At 69.7% G+C, this 18538-nt stretch carries 17 protein-coding genes and 1 tRNA gene; 8 read left to right on the plus strand and 10 right to left on the minus strand.

Annotated elements, in window-relative coordinates; all coding sequences use genetic code 11:
• Positions 1 to 11: 11 nt before the first annotated feature.
• Positions 12 to 527 (minus strand): DUF6879 family protein, encoded by a 516-nt coding sequence (locus ACJ6WD_RS02620; protein ID WP_331249563.1) that lies wholly within the window; start codon positions 525 to 527, stop codon positions 12 to 14.
• Positions 499 to 732 (minus strand): hypothetical protein, encoded by a 234-nt coding sequence (locus tag ACJ6WD_RS02625; protein ID WP_407615110.1) that lies wholly within the window; start codon positions 730 to 732, stop codon positions 499 to 501. The genes ACJ6WD_RS02620 and ACJ6WD_RS02625 overlap by 29 nt, the downstream gene beginning before the upstream one ends.
• A 1113-nt stretch (positions 733 to 1845) precedes the next feature.
• Here ACJ6WD_RS02625 and ACJ6WD_RS02630 point away from each other — a divergent pair.
• Positions 1846 to 2055 (plus strand): DUF397 domain-containing protein, encoded by a 210-nt coding sequence (locus ACJ6WD_RS02630; RefSeq protein ID WP_331249565.1) that lies wholly within the window; start codon positions 1846 to 1848, stop codon positions 2053 to 2055.
• A gap of 247 nt (positions 2056 to 2302) precedes the next feature.
• Here ACJ6WD_RS02630 and ACJ6WD_RS02635 read toward each other — a convergent pair whose 3' ends face one another.
• From ACJ6WD_RS02635 to ACJ6WD_RS02645, 3 genes are all read right to left on the minus strand, one after another.
• Entirely contained in the window at positions 2303 to 3601 is a 1299-nt protein-coding gene (locus ACJ6WD_RS02635) for a DUF3987 domain-containing protein (RefSeq protein WP_407615056.1), read from the minus strand.
• Positions 3602 to 3776: 175 nt separating this feature from the next.
• Positions 3777 to 4550, minus strand: a complete 774-nt coding sequence (locus ACJ6WD_RS02640; protein ID WP_233656314.1) for an Lsr2 family protein — start codon at positions 4548 to 4550, stop codon at positions 3777 to 3779.
• A 311-nt stretch (positions 4551 to 4861) separates the two neighbouring features.
• Complete coding sequence (locus ACJ6WD_RS02645) at positions 4862 to 5590, minus strand: HNH endonuclease (protein ID WP_407615057.1); 729 nt, start codon at positions 5588 to 5590, stop codon at positions 4862 to 4864.
• Between ACJ6WD_RS02645 and ACJ6WD_RS02650 the strand changes: the two genes are divergently transcribed.
• Complete coding sequence (locus tag ACJ6WD_RS02650; RefSeq protein ID WP_233656313.1) at positions 5570 to 6115, plus strand: hypothetical protein; 546 nt, start codon at positions 5570 to 5572, stop codon at positions 6113 to 6115. The genes ACJ6WD_RS02645 and ACJ6WD_RS02650 overlap by 21 nt on opposite strands.
• Positions 6116 to 6203: 88 nt before the next feature.
• Here ACJ6WD_RS02650 and ACJ6WD_RS02655 read toward each other — a convergent pair.
• Positions 6204 to 6291 (minus strand) — tRNA-Leu (locus ACJ6WD_RS02655).
• 265 nt (positions 6292 to 6556) lie between these two features.
• On the minus strand, positions 6557 to 8140 hold the full coding sequence (locus tag ACJ6WD_RS02660) for an aldehyde dehydrogenase family protein (protein WP_407615058.1): 1584 nt from the start codon (positions 8138 to 8140) through the stop codon (positions 6557 to 6559).
• A 419-nt stretch (positions 8141 to 8559) separates the two neighbouring features.
• Here ACJ6WD_RS02660 and ACJ6WD_RS02665 point away from each other — a divergent pair, with 419 nt between their 5' ends.
• The 5 genes from ACJ6WD_RS02665 to ACJ6WD_RS02685 all read left to right on the plus strand — a co-directional run bounded on the left by ACJ6WD_RS02665 (position 8560) and on the right by ACJ6WD_RS02685 (position 15593).
• A complete protein-coding gene (locus ACJ6WD_RS02665; RefSeq protein WP_407615059.1) occupies positions 8560 to 10278 on the plus strand; it encodes a thiamine pyrophosphate-binding protein in 1719 nt (572 codons plus the stop codon).
• A 12-nt stretch (positions 10279 to 10290) separates the two neighbouring features.
• Positions 10291 to 11520, plus strand: a complete 1230-nt coding sequence (gene frc, locus ACJ6WD_RS02670; protein WP_308401717.1) for a formyl-CoA transferase — start codon at positions 10291 to 10293, stop codon at positions 11518 to 11520.
• Complete coding sequence (locus ACJ6WD_RS02675) at positions 11520 to 13655, plus strand: acetate--CoA ligase family protein (RefSeq protein WP_407615060.1); 2136 nt, start codon at positions 11520 to 11522, stop codon at positions 13653 to 13655. Before frc ends, ACJ6WD_RS02675 begins: the two co-directional genes overlap by 1 nt.
• Before the next feature lie 75 nt (positions 13656 to 13730).
• On the plus strand, positions 13731 to 15134 hold the full coding sequence (locus ACJ6WD_RS02680) for an OFA family MFS transporter (protein WP_407615061.1): 1404 nt from the start codon (positions 13731 to 13733) through the stop codon (positions 15132 to 15134).
• Between the two features lie 186 nt (positions 15135 to 15320).
• On the plus strand, positions 15321 to 15593 hold the full coding sequence (locus ACJ6WD_RS02685; RefSeq protein WP_233656307.1) for a hypothetical protein: 273 nt from the start codon (positions 15321 to 15323) through the stop codon (positions 15591 to 15593).
• A gap of 130 nt (positions 15594 to 15723) precedes the next feature.
• Here ACJ6WD_RS02685 and ACJ6WD_RS02690 read toward each other — a convergent pair whose 3' ends face one another.
• Complete coding sequence (locus ACJ6WD_RS02690) at positions 15724 to 16089, minus strand: chorismate mutase (RefSeq protein ID WP_016574193.1); 366 nt, start codon at positions 16087 to 16089, stop codon at positions 15724 to 15726.
• A 168-nt stretch (positions 16090 to 16257) separates the two neighbouring features.
• On the minus strand, positions 16258 to 16941 hold the full coding sequence (locus ACJ6WD_RS02695; RefSeq protein ID WP_233656306.1) for a GntR family transcriptional regulator: 684 nt from the start codon (positions 16939 to 16941) through the stop codon (positions 16258 to 16260).
• Positions 16942 to 17120: 179 nt separating this feature from the next.
• On the opposite strand from ACJ6WD_RS02695, the gene fdhD reads away from it, so the two are divergent.
• On the plus strand, positions 17121 to 18008 hold the full coding sequence (fdhD, locus tag ACJ6WD_RS02700) for a formate dehydrogenase accessory sulfurtransferase FdhD (protein WP_407615062.1): 888 nt from the start codon (positions 17121 to 17123) through the stop codon (positions 18006 to 18008).
• Between the two features lie 37 nt (positions 18009 to 18045).
• On the opposite strand, the gene ACJ6WD_RS02705 is transcribed toward fdhD, so the two are convergent.
• Entirely contained in the window at positions 18046 to 18495 is a 450-nt protein-coding gene (locus ACJ6WD_RS02705) for a MarR family winged helix-turn-helix transcriptional regulator (protein WP_233656304.1), read from the minus strand.
• Positions 18496 to 18538: the final 43 nt, after the last annotated feature.

The raw sequence follows: 18538 nt of genomic DNA on the forward strand, positions 1-18538 counted from the left end.
GCTGGCCTTCGTCAGATCTCGTACAGGTGGTGCGGGATCGCTCGCTCCCAGACTGCTTCGAAGGCAGCGGAGCACAGCTTCACGGCGTCCGGGGCGGCCGTGATCTCATCCTCGACCACCACTCCGTCACCGGAGAAGTGGTGCACGCGAAGTAGCGCGCCGTCGAACAGCCAGAAGTCATTTCCAGGCAGTGGGATACTCGTGGCCCGTCGCCGTGGCAGCCACCGAACCTCCTCGCCCGCCGTGACGTTGGCGTGCGTGACGTAGTGCTCCCATCGGATGTACTCCGACACGGGCTCGGAAACCACCCGGGCGCGCCGGATCACCACACCTCGGGCCACAGTGTCCGTGATCAACTGGTCGTAGGGATGCCACCAGGAGTCGCGGTCCTCCCAGTTGATCCGATCACCTCGCTTCCATGACTCGAACCGGTCTGTGGAGGCGTAGGAGTCACGCAGCTCCAGATGGACGGCGGACCGTTCGCACTGCCCCAGCAGCTCAGCGAAGCTGGGCACGCTCGACGGCATCACACGCCTCCCTGATCATCGGGATCATCCGGGCCGGAATCCTAACGATGGCTTCACTGTCGGGCACCGGGCCGTTGGCGGGGCTGCTCGCCTCGCACTCCGCCTGAGTCTCGGGGCTCGGCTTCCATCCCTGCAACAAGATCTCCTGGGCTTCCGCGTCCGCCCACACCGTGGGGCAGTGGTCTCGGTCGGTGTTGGGGTCGATTCCGACGAACTCTACGGCCGTTGCTGGCTCCTTGGTCTAGGTGCTTGCTCGGGCTTGCATGAGCTTTGCTGAGCAGCAGAGACAACGTCAATAGTGCTATCAGCCACGCCAATTCACGTGCAAGCCTGTGCAAGTTTGTGGTGCCCCGCATTCGCTGCTTCCTACGGTCTTGGCGTAGACCGATCCAGTCGGGAGGTAGCACCAGCCATGACCAATCCAGTCAGGTACTCACAGAAGCCTGTCGAGCTACCGCTAGATCACTGGCTTTTGGAGGGTGCCCCCGAACCTGGCTGCGGGGTGTGCACTGCCCTGGACCTCCAGCGGAGCGAGGCACGGAAGCGGAATGACTGGGCCGCTGCTTGCGCTGCTGCACGGGAGATCCGGAACCACCCTCATGAGGGCGGCAACCGATGACCACCCCGGCGGCAGAGGTGAGAAAGCCGTCCACCAACTCTCCCGAGGGGTGGTGGACGGAGTACGGCGGCCGGCTGGACGTGGCCTCTGGAGTCGTGTTCATCCCCCAGGGGGCGAAGGTGCCACCGTGCCCTTTCCCCTGCTCCCATTGCCGGGCCAAGGGGCGTCAGGTCACATGAGCCAAGAGGGGTTGGAGCACGAGACAACTGGATGCCTCGGATGCGATGCGGCGGCGCATCAAAGGGCGGTGGAGGAGCAGCAGAGCACAGAGCCAGTTGGCTCCGTCGGCCTGGTCCTGGCAGCGGTTCTCATTGGCCTTGTCTTGGTTGGCCTTTGGGTTGGCGTAATGGCTGTTCTGTCGCACCTGTGGTGATTCCCGGAGTCTGAGACTCCCGTCCCTCCCGTGACGGCGGCGGCGCCGGGCGGTAGGAGCGGGTAGCAAGTCCCCCGACCGGCCTAGCCTTTGAGCACGGGCAGACGTGCCCGGTTTGAGCCGACGGGCTCAGTTTCTCGCCCCGGTCCGCCCCTTAACTGGGGTGCTGCCCTGGGCAGTGAGGGCAACCGCTTCGGACCCAGGGAAGCCGAAGCACCCAAACGCCCGCCCCGGTGGTGCAAACCCTGGACAGGTCGAGCGGCCGGGGCGGGTTGCACGACGGCGCGGGGAGCGATTCCCCGCACGCACAGCGAAGGGATAGGCACATGACCGCAGTCCCCGAGTTCGAGTTCCGCACGTCGAGTGTGTGCAAGTACGACCCGAACGACCGTAGGTGTGTCGAAGTCGCCACCAACGTGCCCGGCAAGGTGGTGGTCCGCAATTCCGTGACCGGTCAGACGGTCGAGTTCACGGCCGTGGAGTGGACCGACTTCATGGGCGGTGCCAAGCTGGGGGAGTTCGACCTCTCGGCGTAGGGAGACTCATGTACCAGTGCCCGCATTGCAGCGGTAGCGCGGAGGCCGACCCGGAGCACTCCGGGGTGAAGCGCTGCATGTCGTGCTGGCACGTGTGGACCACTGAGAAGCAGCCATGTCCTGGCAAACGGAACCTTCTGGCTCCTGGGTTGCAGATGCTGGAGGACCGCCGGGACCTGAACCGCTGAGCAAGCAAAGGAACGCCCCGCCGATTACGGCGGAGCGTTCTTTGGTTTGTTCGGGCGGTTCAGAGGAGCGCCAGGAACGGGTTGGAGTCGGCGAGCGGTTCTGACCGCTTCACCGGCTGCGGCTCCGGGGCCTGCGTGGGGGCGGGGCGGTAGGCGGCCATCTGAACGACCGTGGCCCGCTTCACGTCGTCACGCTCCGCGCTGGCCGGCTCGGGCTTTGGGGCCTCGTTCGGCTGCTCTGCGTGAACGGGAGTGTCACCGCGCAGTGTGAAGACCGTCTTCGGCCGACCGGTCTTCCCTTCCCGTTCCACGGTCACCACCACATCGGGCAGTGCCTTGACCTCAGCGGCCGACGCTCCCACGTAAGGGAGCACCTGAGACGACGTGGCGCGTCCTCCGCGGAGTTCGATGCGGGCGCGGACCTTGTCCGCGAGGCTGAGCGGCTGGCGTGTAGCTTCCCGACGCCCGGAACATACGCCCTGACCTGCGGCGAGCCTTACGGCGTCGCGTACCGAGCGGCGTACGAGCGTGAAGGCGGCCGTCAGGATCTCGTTCGTGATGGTCTCGGAGCACTCGGAGGCGGCCAGGCAGGCCGCAACCCTGAGCGTTTGCTCTGCGGTCCGCTCGATGAACACGGCCTGAGCTTCGGGCAAGGTCTCACCCAGGATGCGCGCGTACCGGCGCACGATGCGCCACATGGGCCGGGCATCTTCGGCGAGCGTGATTACGCGGGGCCGGGCGGTGACCCATGCGTAGGCGTCAGACAGTTCCCAACCGTCCACGTCGGGCAGGCTCACGCGGTCGTCATCGAGCATCGGCACCGAGCCGAGCAGGAACGGGAGGATGCGGTTGTAGGAGCCTCCGGCCGCTTCGCTCTGCCCCACGTACTTGTCCCAGTCCGAGGGCGTCACATGTGTATGGAGCACCATGGCCGGGTCGCGTACTTCCTGCGCCTCTTCCTTGGTGGTGTTCCGGAGGGTGGCGCCGTCCCAGGCGGTCCGGAGTTTGGTCGTGAACGACGCGTCGCGCTTGACCCGGCGGAGCACTTCCGACCACTCCTCTTCGACCACCAACGCCCGTACGTCCCGACCGTGTTCGGTCTCAGCCGTGGCCTCTTGCTGCTCCCACAGGTGATTGACCATGCTCGCGCCGGACGTGATCCCGGAGGTGGTGTGTGTGGCCAGGAAGCGGCCCAAGGACTTGTCCAGGACGTGAAGCGCGGCCCGCAGCGCGGTCCCCTTGCCCCTGCCCGTTCCGGCGACCAAGGCTGACCACAGCAGGACAGGGCGAGCGGAGCCACGGGAAGAGACCTTGACCGTTCCGCCGATGGCGGCCGACCACATCGACAGGGCGGCCACGTACACCCCCAGGGCGTCCACTTCCAGGAACGGGGAGATCTTACGAACGGCGCGACCGATGGGACCGTACAGAACGGGGGTGCTCATGTTGCCTCTGTCTCGAAAAGGGTTGCTTGGGTGGCCTCTGGCCGGGGAGGCCGGGCGCACTCAGCACCCGGCACAGCGGGGGCGGCGCTCAGGCCGCTGCCGCTTTCCCCTCGGATGCATCCCGGTGGGCCACTTCGTACGCGTGGCGTACCTGCATCGGGACACGCCCTTGCACGGGGAGGTTGGGCCAACCGTTCTCGCGGGCCCATGACCGGATCACACGGTTACGCTCCCGATCACTCATGCCCGACCGATCAACCTTGGCAGGCTCAGGAAGCGGGTCACCGCCGACGAACTCACCTGACAGAACAGCCGACTTGAAGCGGCCCGGTTCACGCACGTCCATCACGGGAAGCTCGCGTTCCTTAGCGTCGCGCAGCTTGTGCCCATTGCGCTCGCCATGCTCGCCCAGGACCAGGAGCACGGTCGTGCCATCCGCACGTCCGACCACCTCATAGCCTGCGTTCCTCAGCGCGTCGCGCGCCGACTGCCAGTCATAGCCAGGAACTTCACCGGCCAGCATCACGGACTGCACAGGCTCAGGCTCCGCCGCTTCCTCGCTCACGTCCTCGGTGTGGAGGTCGGGCTCAACCACGGACGACGGCTCATCCGTCTGCACAGGCTCAACAACTGCCACGGGCTCAGGCTCGGGAGTTGCCGGGGCAGGCTCGGCCGAAGTGTCCTCCGGCACCCCAAGAGCGTCCACAAGGTACCGACCGAAGGTCACGTTGTGCTCAAGGCACAAATGCCACGTGGAGTCCCCGAGAGCCAGTGTCTTGGTTGCCTCCACCTCGCTTCCGTCGCGGGCTATGTGGGCATCGCAGTAGAGGCGCTGAACTTCGATGACGACGGTTTTACGCACGGCGCTGCATTCCTTTGATTCAGTCTGACAGGTGAAGTCTCAGCGAGTGGCCGGAGCGCTGCTCTAACGACCTCCGCATTCAGTGGTGCGGTGCGAGATCAACTCTGCCCATCATCAATCACGGAACGGTAACGTATGGATAACTAGAGCATTACTCATGTGAATTCAATGGTGGGGGTAATGGGAATTAGGAAGCGAATAGGACCCACCGGGGGTGCCTTCCTCGAACCGGGTTAGCCAATCAAAATATGGGAGCGTGAAAGAGGGCTCGACGCTGGTGAAGTCGAACCCTCTTCGCCTGACTGGTGGCGCTACTTTGCGCCAAAGAACGCGTCTAGCACGTCGCTCCATTCAGACGGATCTGGCTCTATTGGCCGTGGCGGCGTAGAGAAATCAGAGAGGTGAGCTTCATTCACTTGATCGACGGCCCTGTGCCGCAAGGAGTAGACCTCATCCCTATCCCTCGGGGCGCGCTGCGCGGGGAATCGACGTTGAAACCATCTGCGTCGTGCGGGGTCCGCTATCTCTGCACACACAGACTGAACACGACGGATCGTCCGAACGCACTCCTGGTGCGCGTCTTGATATTGGTCTAGGAGAGTCGCCTCTCCCAGCGGCTTTCTAATTCTTGCCGCAGGGCGTTGGAACTCTCTACGCATGATCCACTGAGGAAGCGAATTGTCGCTCTTGCTCAGATTGCAATCGTCGCAGGCCGGGACGAGGTTCTTCGAAGTATCCTCTCCCCCGGCAGCGAGTGGGATCACGTGATCCATTACGCGAGACTCCGCACCGCAGTAGACACAACGCCCGCCATGGGCGAAAAGAACCGCCATGTGAACCCATATGTAGAACCGCCCCCTTGCCATGCCACCCCTCCTGACTCCGATAGGGGGGCACTTTAGCGGCCACCACTGACAACCAGTCAGGACACTTCCCTGCACACGTAACAGCGCGTCGGGGAGTGCGAGAGGACGTCGCCCCAAGGATGCTCCAAGCCCGTCACCTGCCATCCGATGTGTATGGAGAACTCCAGCAGGCATCTCATCAACTGGGAGGAAGGCTCCATCGAACTAGGCTGGGTGGTGGTCGAGGAAGGCAATACCTACCGGCTGCGGAAGCTCACCAAGGACGGCGACGCCAACGCCAAGATCTACGTGGACCAGTCCGTGATGAACGTCCTCAAGTGGCAGAAGGAGCGCCAACAGGCGGAGCGGGAACGGCTCGGTTCGGCGTGGACGGATCACGATCTCGTGTTCGCCCGCGACGGCTTCAAGCTCTACCGGGGCGAAGCAGGCGGCCCCCAGGACCCCGAGAAGGTCTCGGCACGCTGGCGCACCCTTCGCACCCGCCTGAAGCTGCCCGAGAAGTTCCGCATCCACGACTGGAGGCACAGCAAGGTCACGAACGATCTGGAGGCCGGGGAGAACCCCGTCGAGGTCTCCGCGAACGTCCGGCACCACTCGCCGGGCTACACGATGGCCCGCTACGGGCACTCACGTAAGAACGGAGCCCGGAAGCTCGCCGCCTCCGGAGCCAACAGGCTCGGCCTGTCATCCCTGGTCTGACCAGGCAACTCTCTGGGCCGTTGGTCACGTGGTTGGTCACGCCACTGCCTAGAAATGCAGAAAACCCCACATGAAGTGGGGTCTCAGCTGGTGTCCGAGGGGGGACTTGAACCCCCACGCCCGATAAAGGGCACTAGCACCTCAAGCTAGCGCGTCTGCCATTCCGCCACCCGGACTCAGGTGATCTTCGCGGGGCGTTCCCCGCGGCGACATGGATAACAATACCAAGGTTTCGGAGTGGCTTTCACCTGCGTATCCATGCCGGGCATAAGTCGAACTTATGGGCTGTAGATGCGAGGGAAGGAGGCCGGGAGGGACGGCGGCGCACCCGCTGGCCCCGCCGCCCCGGACCACGCACCACGCACCACAGATCACCCCCACCACCCGCCATCCACCACCCACCACCCACCACCCCCACTGCGCGCCCCCCAACACACCCCCTCAAGGCATCAGCTGGTACTCCGGGAAGTTGCCCGGGAGGCGTTCGGGGGTGGGGGACTGGGTTACGGCGTGGACGAGGAGGTCGCCGCCGACGAAGGCGCCGCGCCAGGAGTTGCCGAAGCCGCCGAAGAGTTCCGCGCGGTCGCCGCGGGAGCGGGGGGCGTTGTGGCCGACCTTGAAGGCGCGGATCTGTGGGGCGAGGCGGTCGAAGGTCTCCTCGTTGTCGCAGGAGAGGGTGGCCACCAGGGCGCCGTTGCTGGCGTTCATGGCGGCGAGGAGTTCCGCCTCGGTGTCGACGAGGACGATGGTGTCGACGGGGCCGAAGGGTTCGGCGTGGTGCAGCGGGGAGGACGGGGGCGGGGCCAGGAGGGTGGTCGGGGGGAGGTAGGCGGAGGTGTCCTGGGCGGGCAGGAAGTGGCCGTCGGCGAGGGTGCCGCGGTGGAGCGGGACGGCGCCGCGGGAGATCGCCTCGGTGGTGAGGTCGGCGAGTTCCTTGGCCTTGGTGGCGTTGATCAGGGGGCCGAAGTCGAGGTCGGGGAGCGGGGCGGCGGGGTCGGGGACGGCCAGGGGGTGGCCGAAGCGGACGCTGCGGACGGCGGGGAGGTAGGCGGCGAGGAAGTCGGCGAAGGCGTCGCGCTGGACGACGAAGCGGGGGTAGGCGGTGCAGCGCTGCTTGGCGTAGTCGAAGGTCTTGCGGAGCTGGGGGGTGAGGGCGGGCCAGTCGCTGAAGTTCCAGACGGCCCAGGTGTTGAGGCCCTCCTGTTCGAGGACGTGGCGCTTGCCGAGGTCGGCGACGGCGGTGGCGACCCGGGCGCCGGTGTCGCGGCCGCCGACGAAGGAGACGCAGCCGATCTCCGGTGAGCGGACGAGGGAGGGGGACAGGGTGCTCCCGCTGCCGCTGACCAGGGTGATCGGGACGCCTTCGCGGGCGGCCAGGGCGCTGGCGAGGGTGAGGCAGACCAGGCCGCCGTCGGTGGGCGTCTTGGCGATGACGGCGTTTCCGGCCAGTGCCTGAACGAGCATGGCGTGGACGAGGACCGACATCGGGTAGTTCCAGCTGGCGATGTTGCTGACCGGGCCGGGCAGCGGGGATCGGCCGACCAGCATCCGGTCGCTCTCGGCGACGTACCAGCCGACGCCGTCGATGGCGCGGTCGACGTCGGCCTGGGCGAGCTTCCAGGGCTTGCCGATCTCCCAGACCAGGAGCAGTGCGAGGAGTTCGCGGTGTGCGGCGAGGGCGTCGAGGGTGGCGGTGATCCGGGCCTTCCGCTCGGGCAGCGGGATGTCGCGCCAGGCGCGGTGCTGGTCGAGGGAGGCGCGCACGGCCCGCAGGGCGGCGTCCGCGTCGAGGCGGGGCGGGCCGGCGATCGGGGTTCCGTCGACGGGGCTGGCGGCGGGTTGCGGGTGGCCGTCCCGGTGCCAGGTGCCGGCCCAGAGGTTGCCGGCCTGGTCGCCGTGGAACGCCTCGGGCGCCACCGCCAGGCTGCGCTGCCAGGCGTCCGACCAGGAGGTGCCGGGCTTGCGGATCAGGGGCGGGGCCTCGTCGGGGGTGGGGGGCGGAGCGGGGACGGGGGTGGGGGCCATCGGTGTCTCCGTTGTCGGGGCACGACCGGGGGCCGGGCCGGGGACGGACGGGGCGAGGCGCGCGGCGCCGGATAGGGCGAGTGTCGCGCGGGGCGGGCGGCGGCGCTCGCGGGGAGGCGCCGGTGAGGTCCGGGTGGGGCGCGGGCGGAGGGCGGCGACCCGTGGGACGACCGGCGGTCGGGTGGCGCGATCACCTCGCCGGCCGACGCTTCCTCTGGACAAGGGCCGGGTGATGCGGGATAACGGGTTCATACAGTATTCGTCGACTGACGACTGTATACAGTCTTCAATCTCCCTTCCCGTGGGGACGTGGTCGTTCTTCTCGTGCCGTCGAGGTGTGCACGTGGGACTCGACGTCGGGGTGCGCGACGGCACAGCGGCAGCGGCAACCGCGGGCGGTCCGAAAGGAAGCGATGCACATGCCCGACGACGCAACGCACGCGCAGGACGTGACCCGGGCGGCGGGTGCCCAGGACCTCGTCTCCGGCGGGCACCTGGTCGCCAAGGCGCTCAAGGCGGAGGGCGTCGAGGTCGTCTACACGCTCTGCGGGGGCCACATCATCGACATCTACGACGGCTGCGTCGACGAGGGCATCCAGGTGGTGGACGTCCGTCACGAGCAGGTCGCCGCCCATGCCGCGGACGGGTACGCGCGGCTCACCGGGCGGCCGGGCTGCGCGGTGGTCACCGCCGGCCCCGGCACCACCGACGCGGTGACCGGGGTCGCCAACGCCTTCCGGGCCGAGTCGCCGATGCTGCTGATCGGCGGTCAAGGGGCGCGCACCCAGCACAAGATGGGCTCGCTCCAGGACCTGCCGCACGTCGAGATGATGACGCCGATCACCAAGTTCGCGGCGACGGTGCCGGACACCGCACGCGTCGCCGACATGGTGTCGATGGCGTTCCGGGAGTGCTTCCACGGGGCGCCGGGGCCGTCGTTCCTGGAGATCCCGCGCGACGTGCTGGACGCCGAGGTGCCGGCCGCCGCCGCCCGGGTCCCTCGGGCCGGGCGCTACCGGGCCTCGACCCGCTCCCCGGGCGACCCCGACGACGTCCAGCGCCTCGCCGACCTGCTGGTCCGCGCCGAGAAGCCGGCGATCCTGCTGGGCAGCCAGGTGTGGACGACGCGCGGGACCGACGCCGCGGTGGAGCTCGTCCGGACGCTGAACGTCCCGGCGTACATGAACGGGGCCGGGCGCGGCACGCTGCCGCCCGGGGATCCGCACCACTTCCAGCTGTCGCGGCGGTACGCGTTCGCGCACGCCGACGTGATCGTGATCGTGGGGACGCCGTTCGACTTCCGGATGGGGTACGGCAAGCGCTTGTCGGCGGACGCGACGGTGGTCCAGATCGACCTGGACTACCGCACGGTGGGCCGGAACCGCGACGTCGACCTGGGGATCGTGGGCGACGCGGGCCTGGTCCTGAAGGCGGTCACGGAGGCCGCGTCCGGGCGGATCGACGCGGGCGCCGCCAAGCGCAAGGCGTGGCTGGACGAGCTGCGCACCGCCGAACAGGTAGCGCTGGACAAGCGGTTGCCGCAGCTGCGGTCGGACGCCGCCCCCATCCACCCGTACCGCTTGGTCAGCGAGATCAACGACTTCCTCACCGAGGACTCGCTCTTCGTCGGCGACGGCGGGGACGTGGTGACCTTCTCGGGTCAGGTCGTCCAGCCGAGGTCGCCCGGGCACTGGATGGATCCGGGGCCGCTGGGCACGCTCGGCGTCGGCGTCCCCTTCGTCCTCGCGGCCAAGCAGGCGCGGCCGGAGAAGGAGGTGGTGGCGCTCTTCGGGGACGGCGCGTTCAGCCTGACCGGCTGGGACTTCGAGACGCTGGTCCGCTACGACCTGCCGTTCGTCGGTGTCGTCGGCAACAACTCCTCGATGAACCAGATCCGTTACGGCCAGCGGGCCAAGTACGGCGCGGCGCGGGAGCGGGTCGGCAACACCCTCGGCGACGTCCACTACGACGCGTTCGCGCGGATGCTGGGCGGCTACGGCGAGGAGGTCCGCGACCCCGCCGACATCGGCCCCGCGCTGCGGCGCGCCCGCGAGTCGGGGAAGCCGTCGCTGATCAACGTGTGGATCGATCCGGACGCCTACGCCCCCGGAACGATGAACCAGACCATGTACAAGTAGGAGGGGTCGGCCGTGTCCAAGGCACTCGACGGCATTCGCGTCCTCGACATGACGCATGTTCAGTCCGGGCCCTCCGCAACCCAGTTGCTCGCCTGGCTCGGTGCGGACGTGATCAAGCTGGAGGCGGTGAGCGGTGACATCACGCGGCGTCAGCTGCGGGACGTCCCGGACGCCGACTCGCTCTACTTCACGATGCTCAACTGCAACAAGCGCAGCATCACCCTGAACACCAAGACCCCGCGGGGCAGGGAGCTGCTCACCGAGCTGATCGCCCGCAGCGACGTCCTGGTGGAGAACTTCGGGCCCGGCGCGGTCGACCGCATGGGCTTCCCCTGGGAGCGCATCCAGGAGATCAACCCGCGGATCGTCTACGCCAGCATCAAGGGCTTCGGCGAGGGCCCGTACACCGGTTTCAAGGCGTACGAGGTGGTGGCGCAGGCGATGGGCGGGGCGATGGCGACCACCGGCTTCGAGGACGGTCCGCCGCTGGCGACCGGCGCGCAGATCGGCGACTCCGGCACGGGGGTGCACTGCGTCGCGGGCATCCTCGCCGCGCTCTTCCAGCGCACCCGGACCGGCCGCGGCCAGCGGGTCAACGTCGCCATGCAGCACGCGGTGCTCAACCTGTGCCGGGTCAAACTCCGCGACCAACAGCGCCTCGCGCACGGCCCGTTGACGGAGTACCCGAACGAGGACTTCGGCACCGAGGTGCCGCGCAGCGGCAACGCCAGCGGCGGCGGCCAGCCGGGGTGGGCGGTGAGGTGCGCGCCCGGGGGTCCGAACGACTACGTCTACGTGATCGTGCAGCCGGTCGGGTGGCGGCCGCTGACCGAGCTGATCGGCCGGCCGGAACTGGCCGAGGACCCGGACTGGGCGACGCCGGAGGCCCGGCTGCCCAAGCTGACGAAGGTGTTCCAACTGATCGAGGAGTGGAGCGGCACGCTGCCCAAGTGGGAGGTGCTGGCCAGGCTCACCGCCCGCGACGTCCCCTGCGGGCCGATCCTGTCGACCAAGGAGATCATCGAGGACCCCTCGCTGGCGGCCGACGGGATGGTGGTCGAGGTGGAGCATCCCCAGCGGGGCTCCTTCACCACGGTCGGTTCGCCGCTGAAGCTCTCCGACTCCCCCGTCGAGGTGCACCGTTCGCCGCTGCTGGGCGAGCACAACGCCGAGGTGTACGGCGCGGAACTGGGGTTGGGCGAGGCGGAGTTGGAGCGGTTGAAGACGACGGGAGTGATCTGATGGGGTCCCCACGCGACGCGGTGGAACGGGTGTTGGCGGCGGCGCGCGGTGCGGGGCGGACCGTGCTCACCGCGCCCGAGGGCAGGGTGATCGCCGAGGCGTACGGGATCGCGGTGCCGGCCGAGGGGCTGGCGGAGACCGTCGAGGACGCGGTGGCGCTCGCCGACCGGATCGGTTTCCCGGTGGCGTTGAAGATCGTCTCGCCGGACATCCCGCACAAGACCGAGGCCGGCGGGGTGCGGACCGGTCTGGGCTCGGCGGCCGAGGTGCGCGGCGCGTTCACCGCGATCGTGGCGAACGCGCGGGCGTTCGCACCGCAGGCCCGGATCGTCGGCGTGCAGGTGCAACAGATGGTGACGGAAGGGCAGGAGGTGATCGTCGGGGCGGTCACCGATCCGACGTTCGGGAAGGTCGTGGCGTTCGGGTTGGGCGGGGTCCTGGTGGAGGTGCTCAAGGACGTCACGTTCCGGCTCGCGCCGGCGACGGCCGCGGACGCGGCGTCGATGCTGGACGGCATCCGGGCGGCCGAGGTGCTGCGGGGCGTGCGCGGCGGCCCGGCGGTGGACCGTTCGGCGCTCGTCGACCTGATCGTCCGCACCTCCCAACTGGCCGCTGACTTCCCGGAGATGGCGGAGGTCGACCTCAATCCGGTGTTCGCCTCGGCGGACGGCGCGACGGCCGCGGACGTGCGGATCCTGTTGCGCACGGGGGCGCCGCCGCAGCGCCCGCGCCACGGTCGGGACGAGATCCTCGCCGCGATGCGGCGGCTGATGCGCCCGCGCTCGGTGGCGGTCATCGGGGCCTCCGGCACACCGGGCAAGATCGGCCACTCGGTGCTGCGCAACCTGCTCGACGGCGGCTTCCCCGGCGAGATCCATCCGGTGCACCCCACCGCCGACGACGTCCTGGGCCGCAAGGCGTACCCCTCGGTGCTGGACGTGCCGGGCGAGGTGGACGTGGCGGTGTTCGCCATCCCCGCGCCCCTCGTGCCGGCGGCGCTGGAGGAGGTCGGCCGCAAGGGCGTGCCGAACGCCGTGCTGATCCCGTCCGGCTTCGCCGAGACCGGTGAACACGCGCTGCAGGAACGGATCGTGGCGATCGGCGCGGAGTGGGGCGTCCGGCTGCTCGGGCCGAACATCTACGGCTACTACTCGCCCTGGCAGGACCTGTGCGCCACGTTCTGCACCCCGTACGACGTCAAGGGCGGGGTGGCGCTGACCTCGCAGTCCGGCGGGATCGGGATGGCCATCCTCGGCTTCGCCCGGACGACCCGCACCGGGGTCTCGGCGATCGTCGGGCTCGGCAACAAGGCGGACGTCGACGAGGACGACCTGCTCACGTACTTCGGCGAGGACCCGCACACCGACTGCATCGCGATGCACCTGGAGGACCTCAAGGACGGCCGGGCGTTCGTCGCGGCGGCCCGGGAGACCGTGCCGAAGAAGCCGGTCGTGGTGTTGAAGGCGGGGCGGACCGGCGCCGGGGCACGGGCCGCCGGCTCGCACACCGGCGCGCTGGCGGGCGACGACGCGGTCTACGACGACGTCCTGCGGCAGGCCGGGGTGATCCGCGCGCCGGGCCTGAACGAGCTGCTGGAGTACGCCCGGGCGCTCCCGGTCCTGCCCGTCCCCCGGGGCGACAACGTGCTGGTCATCACCGGCGCCGGTGGCTCCGGGGTGCTGCTGTCGGACGCGCTGGTGGACAACGGGCTGCGGCTGATGGAGGTCCCCGCGGACCTCGACGCGGCGTTCCGGCGCCTGATCCCGCCGTTCGGTTCGGCCGGCAACCCGATCGACATCACCGGCGGCGAGCCACCGGCGACCTACGAGGCGGCACTGCGGCTGGGGCTCTCCGATCCGCGGATCCATGCGCTGGTGCTGGGCTACTGGCACACCCTCGTCACTCCGCCGGCGGTCTTCGCCGAGCTGACCGGGCGGGTCGTCGAGGAGTTCCGGGCGCGCGGGATCGACAAGCCGGTGGTGGCCTCGCTGGCCGGGGACACCGAGGTGGAGGAGGCGGCCGCCCGGCTCTTCGCGCACGGCGTCGTCGCCTATCCGTACACCACCGAGAAGCCGGTGGCGGTGCTCGGCGCGAAGTACCGCTGGGCGCGGGCCGCGGGGCTGCTCGACACCTGAGGGCGTCGTCCTGGAGCACCAGGAGAGCGGACCGAGGGCGCGCTGACCGGGTTTTTCGATTCCGAGGTGAACGGTATGGACGACGGCGCACGGGACGGCACGGCGACGGCGGGAACCGCGTATCGGGAGGTCACCGACGCAAAGGGCCGGGTGTACCGGATCGGGGAGACCGACCGGGAGCTGCTCGGCGGTCACTCACGGAAACTGATGGTGTATCTGCCGTGGTTGGCGATGATGGCCATCAGCGTCTCCGAATACGCCTACGGATCGGCCGAGGGCACCCTGTCGCACGCCCACGGCTGGTCCCAGAGCGACACCTTCTGGATCCTGAGCGTCTGGGTGTTCTTCCAGGCCGGGATCGCCTTCCCCGCGGGCTGGTTACGGGAGCGGGGGCTGCTGACCGCGCGCCGCGCCATGTTCGTCGGGGCGACGCTCAGCCTGGTGGGCTTCGTGGCCCTGGGGCACCTTCACGACGTGCTGGCCGCGATCTGCGGCTTCGGGGTCGTCGGCGGCATCGGCTCCGGACTCGTCTACGCCACCTGCATCAACATGGTCGGCAAGTGGTTCCCGGAACGGCGCGGCGCGAAGACCGGATTCGTCAACGGTGGATTCGCCTACGGCGCACTGCCGTTCATCTTCGTCTTCAACTACGCCTTCGACACCTCGGACGTCACCGAGGTGCTGGACGGCATCGGGGTCTACGTGCTCCTGGTGGTCGCGGGCTGTGCCTGGTTCTTCAAGGACCCGCCGAAGAACTGGTGGCCCGTCGACGTCGCCCCGCCGCACACCGACGACCCCGGGCGGCGCCCCTCCTACCTGGTGAAGAACCCGCCGGCGGTCCGCCAGTTCACGCCCAAGGAGGCGATCCGCAGCGGCATGCTCCCGCTGATGTGGGTGAGTGTGGTGCTGACCGCCGGCGTCTCGATCTTCGGGATCTCGTTCCAGGTGGACTTCGCGAAGGAGGTGGGGTTCGGCCCGCTGGTCGCCGCCTCGTCGATGGGCGTGATGTCGGTCGTCAACGGCGTCGGGCGGGCCGCGGTCGGCTGGCTGTCGGACCTGTGGGGCCGCAAGACGACCCTGGTCGTGGTCATCGTGGTCCTGGGCCTGGCGCAGTTCGGGGTGTTGTGGGCCGGGGAGCTCCACAGCCAGTGGCTGTTCCTGGTCTTCGCCTTCCTCTCCGGCTTCGGCGGCGGGGCCTTCTATCCGCTCTTCGCGGCCCTGACCCCGGACTACTTCGGCGAGAACTACAACGCCTCCACCTACGGACTGGTCTACAGCGGGAAGTTGATCAGCGGTCTGTTCGGCGGCGGACTGGGCTCGATGGTGGTCGGTGCCTGGGGGTACGACGGCGCGTACCTGCTGGCGGGCGGCCTGTCCCTGGTGGCGGCGGCGTTCACGTTGTTGCTGCACCAGCCGGGCCGCCCCCGCCTGCGGGACGTGGCGCCCAACCCCCGGCCGATCAGCCGCGAAATGACATGAGCGGGCGGCGACACGTTCGGGTGCTTTCCAGGGCAGTTGGGAACCGTGCCGTGTCCTGGGGGCGGCACGTCCGTTTGGGTCAGTGCCGACGGGGAGCGTGCCGGGCGCGAGAGTGCCCGGCCGGTACGTCCGTCGCGCCGGCGGAAGACACCGCTCGATCACTGACCCAGAAAGGGACTGTCCACCATGACGTACTCCAAGGCCGCTGCGGTTGTTGCCGGCGCGGTGATGGCACTGGGCGTCGCCGCCCCCGCGTTCGCCGACGGCCACCGGGGGGTCGCGGCAGCCGCCGACAACCTCCTCAACAACGACACGGTCTCCAAGGGCGTCGTCAAGAAGCCCAACGTCAACGTCGCCGCCGTGGTCAACGCCGTCGCCAAGACCGCGGACAAGCTGAAGCCGACCCAGGGCGGCGCGCCCAAGGCCCCGGTCCGCCGGACCGCCCGCACGCACCACTGACGGTCGCGCCCGCGCGGCGCCCGCACGACGAACGCCCCGTCCCTGCTGCGGCAGGGGCGGGGCGTCTCGCTGTCCCGGCGGCGCACCCCGGGGCGGGACCCGGGCGTGGACCGGACGTGCGGGGCGCGGGCTAGAACGGCTTCGCGTCGCCGCCGCTCACGGCCCGGTCGGCGATGGCGCGGTGGTGCTGGACCACTTCACCGATGATGAAGTTGAGGAACTTCTCGGCGAACGCCGGGTCCAGGCGGGCGTCTTCGGCCAGGCGGCGCAGGCGGTCGATCTGGGCGGCCTCGCGGGCCGGGTCGGCGGGCGGCAGGCTGTGCCGGGCCTTGAGTTCGCCGACCTGCTGGGTGCACTTGAAGCGCTCGGCGAGCAGGTGCACCAGCGCGGCGTCGAGGTTGTCGATGCTGCCGCGCAGGTAGAGCAGCCGCTCGCGGGCCGCCTCGTCCGCGACGGAGGCCGCGTCGCCGGCCGCCGGTGCTGTCCCTTCGCTCATGTGCGTCTCGCCGTTCCTGGTCGGTTCGTGGTGGTGCGTCCGTGATCAGCTGGTGCGTGATCGCCTGCACCCTACCCGTCGGCGGGCCGGTCCTCGCCGCTGGTCTCGCGGATCGGACGGGGCACCGACGGCAGGGGCGAGGATCGGCCATCCGCGGTAGCGGCCGGCTCAGGCGTCCTCGCGGTCGCGTTCGTGGTACATCCGCCGGGTGTGCTCGGTGTGCGCGCGCATCACGGAGGTGGCGCGGTCCCCGTCGCCGTCGGCGATCGCGGCGATCAGCTCGCGGTGCTCGACCCAGGACCGCTGGCCGCGCTGCCGGGCGACCGGGGTGTGGTACCAGCGCACCCGGCGTCCGACCTGCGCGGCGAGTTCGGCGAGCACGGCGTTGCCGGCCAGCTCGGTCACCTTGGCGTGAAACGCCGCGTTGAGCGCCACCGCGGCGTCGACGTCGTCGTCCTGGACGGCGCGCTCGCCCTGCTCGCAGAGCCGCTCCAGTGCGGCGATCCCGGCCGGGTCGGCATGGGTCGCGGCGAGCCGGGCGGCCTCGGCCTCCAGCAGCGTGCGGACCGTCAGGAGCTGGTCCGCCTCCGCCTCGGTCGGCTCGTGGACGAAGGCGCCCTGGGCGGGGCGCAGATCGACCCAGCCGTCGGTGTTCAGCCGCTGGAGCGCCTCGCGGACCGGCTGGCGGGAGACCCCGAGGTGACCGGCCAGTTCGCTCTCGACCAGGTGCTGGCCGGGGCGCAGCGCACGGGTGGTGATCAGGTCGAGCAGTGCCTCGTAGACGCGCTCGCGCAGCGGTCCGGGACGTTCGAGCTTCGGTACGGCGCCCTGCGGCAGACCTCTGGGCAGCATCGGGGTCCCCTCCGTGATTGGCTATCGTCTACAGTCTACTGAGCGCTTCCGTTCCGCCACAGGCCACCGCGGTGACCCGCCGGACGGTCCGCACGGCGGAGGCGGACGAACGCCCGCGCCGGACAAGGGACATCGGCGACCACGGCCACCACCGCAGACAGAACCGGGGCTGATCAGACATGGGACGGGTCACCGAGCGACGCCGCGTCATCCGGATCCGCGACGGTGCGGTGAGCAGCCGCCCGGACACCCTGGTCGTCGAGGAGCCGCTGGAGATCCGGCTGAACGGCAAGTCTCTGGCGATCACCATGCGCACCCCGGGCGACGACTTCGCGCTGGCCGCGGGCTTCCTGGTCAGCGAGGGCGTCCTGGCGCGCGCCGACGAGTTGGCGAACATCGTGTACTGCGCGGGCGCGACGAGCGGCGGCGCCCTCGGACCGGACGGCGAGCAGACCACCGGCGGCAACAGCTACAACGTCGTGGACGTCCGGCTGGCGGCCGGGGTCGCCGTCCCCGACCTCACGCTGGAGCGGAACTTCTACACGACGTCGTCGTGCGGGCTGTGCGGCAAGGCCAGTCTGGACGCGGTGCGTACGACGGCCCGCTGGAGCCTGGAGGCGGCCGCGGAGCCCGCGCCGCGGATAGCCCCGGAGACGTTGGCGGGCCTGCCCGACCGGTTGCGGGCCGCCCAGCGCGTGTTCGACCGGACCGGCGGGCTGCACGCGGCGGCGCTCTTCACCGCGGACGGCGAACTGCTCGACGTCCGCGAGGACGTGGGGCGGCACAACGCGGTGGACAAGGTCGTCGGGCGGGCGCTGCAGGACGGTCGGCTGCCGCTGTCGTCCTGCGTGTTGATGGTCTCCGGGCGGGCCTCGTTCGAGTTGGCGCAGAAGGCCGTGATGGCCGGCATACCGGTGCTGGCCGCGGTCTCCGCACCGTCCTCGCTCGCCGTCGACCTCGCCGTCGAGAGCGGGCTGACCCTGGTCGGCTTCCTCCGCGGGAAGTCGATGAACGTCTACGCGGGCGCGCACCGGCTGGCGCTGGGCACCACGGCAAGCGCGGACTGAGGCCGCCCGGCGCACCTCGGCGGCGCGGCCCCGGGGCTCATTCCCCCGGCGCCACGATCCGGGTCAACAGGGCGATCAGTTGCGCGCGCTCCTCGTCGGTCAGTGCGGCGGTGAGTGCGGCGTTGGCCTCGTCGCCGAGCCGCTGGGTGCGGTGCAGTCGCCGTTCCCCCTCCGCCGAGATCCCGACGGCGTTCTTCCGGCGGTCCTCGGGGTCGGGGGTGCGGGTGACCAGCCCGTCCTTTTGGAGGTCGTTGACGAGCGCGACGATGTCCTTGGGGTCGATGCCGACGGTCCGCCCCAGTTCCGCCTGGGAGACGGGGCCGAGTTCGGCGACCGCGCACAGCACGGCGTGGTGCATCATCCGCAGGCCCTCGGTGGCGAGCGCCTCGGCGACGAGCCGGTGGCCGCGGGCGGCGGCGCGGCCCAGCAGCCAACTGGGCAGGGTGCGGATCCGGCTGGGGGCGTAGGGGGCGGGGGTGTCGGCCATGGGGGCACCGTACCCGGGAATCCGTGGGATCCACCAACGTAGG

The organism is Streptomyces sp. VTCC 41912, assembly GCF_045799175.1.
Lineage (GTDB): Bacteria > Actinomycetota > Actinomycetes > Streptomycetales > Streptomycetaceae > Streptomyces > Streptomyces albulus_C.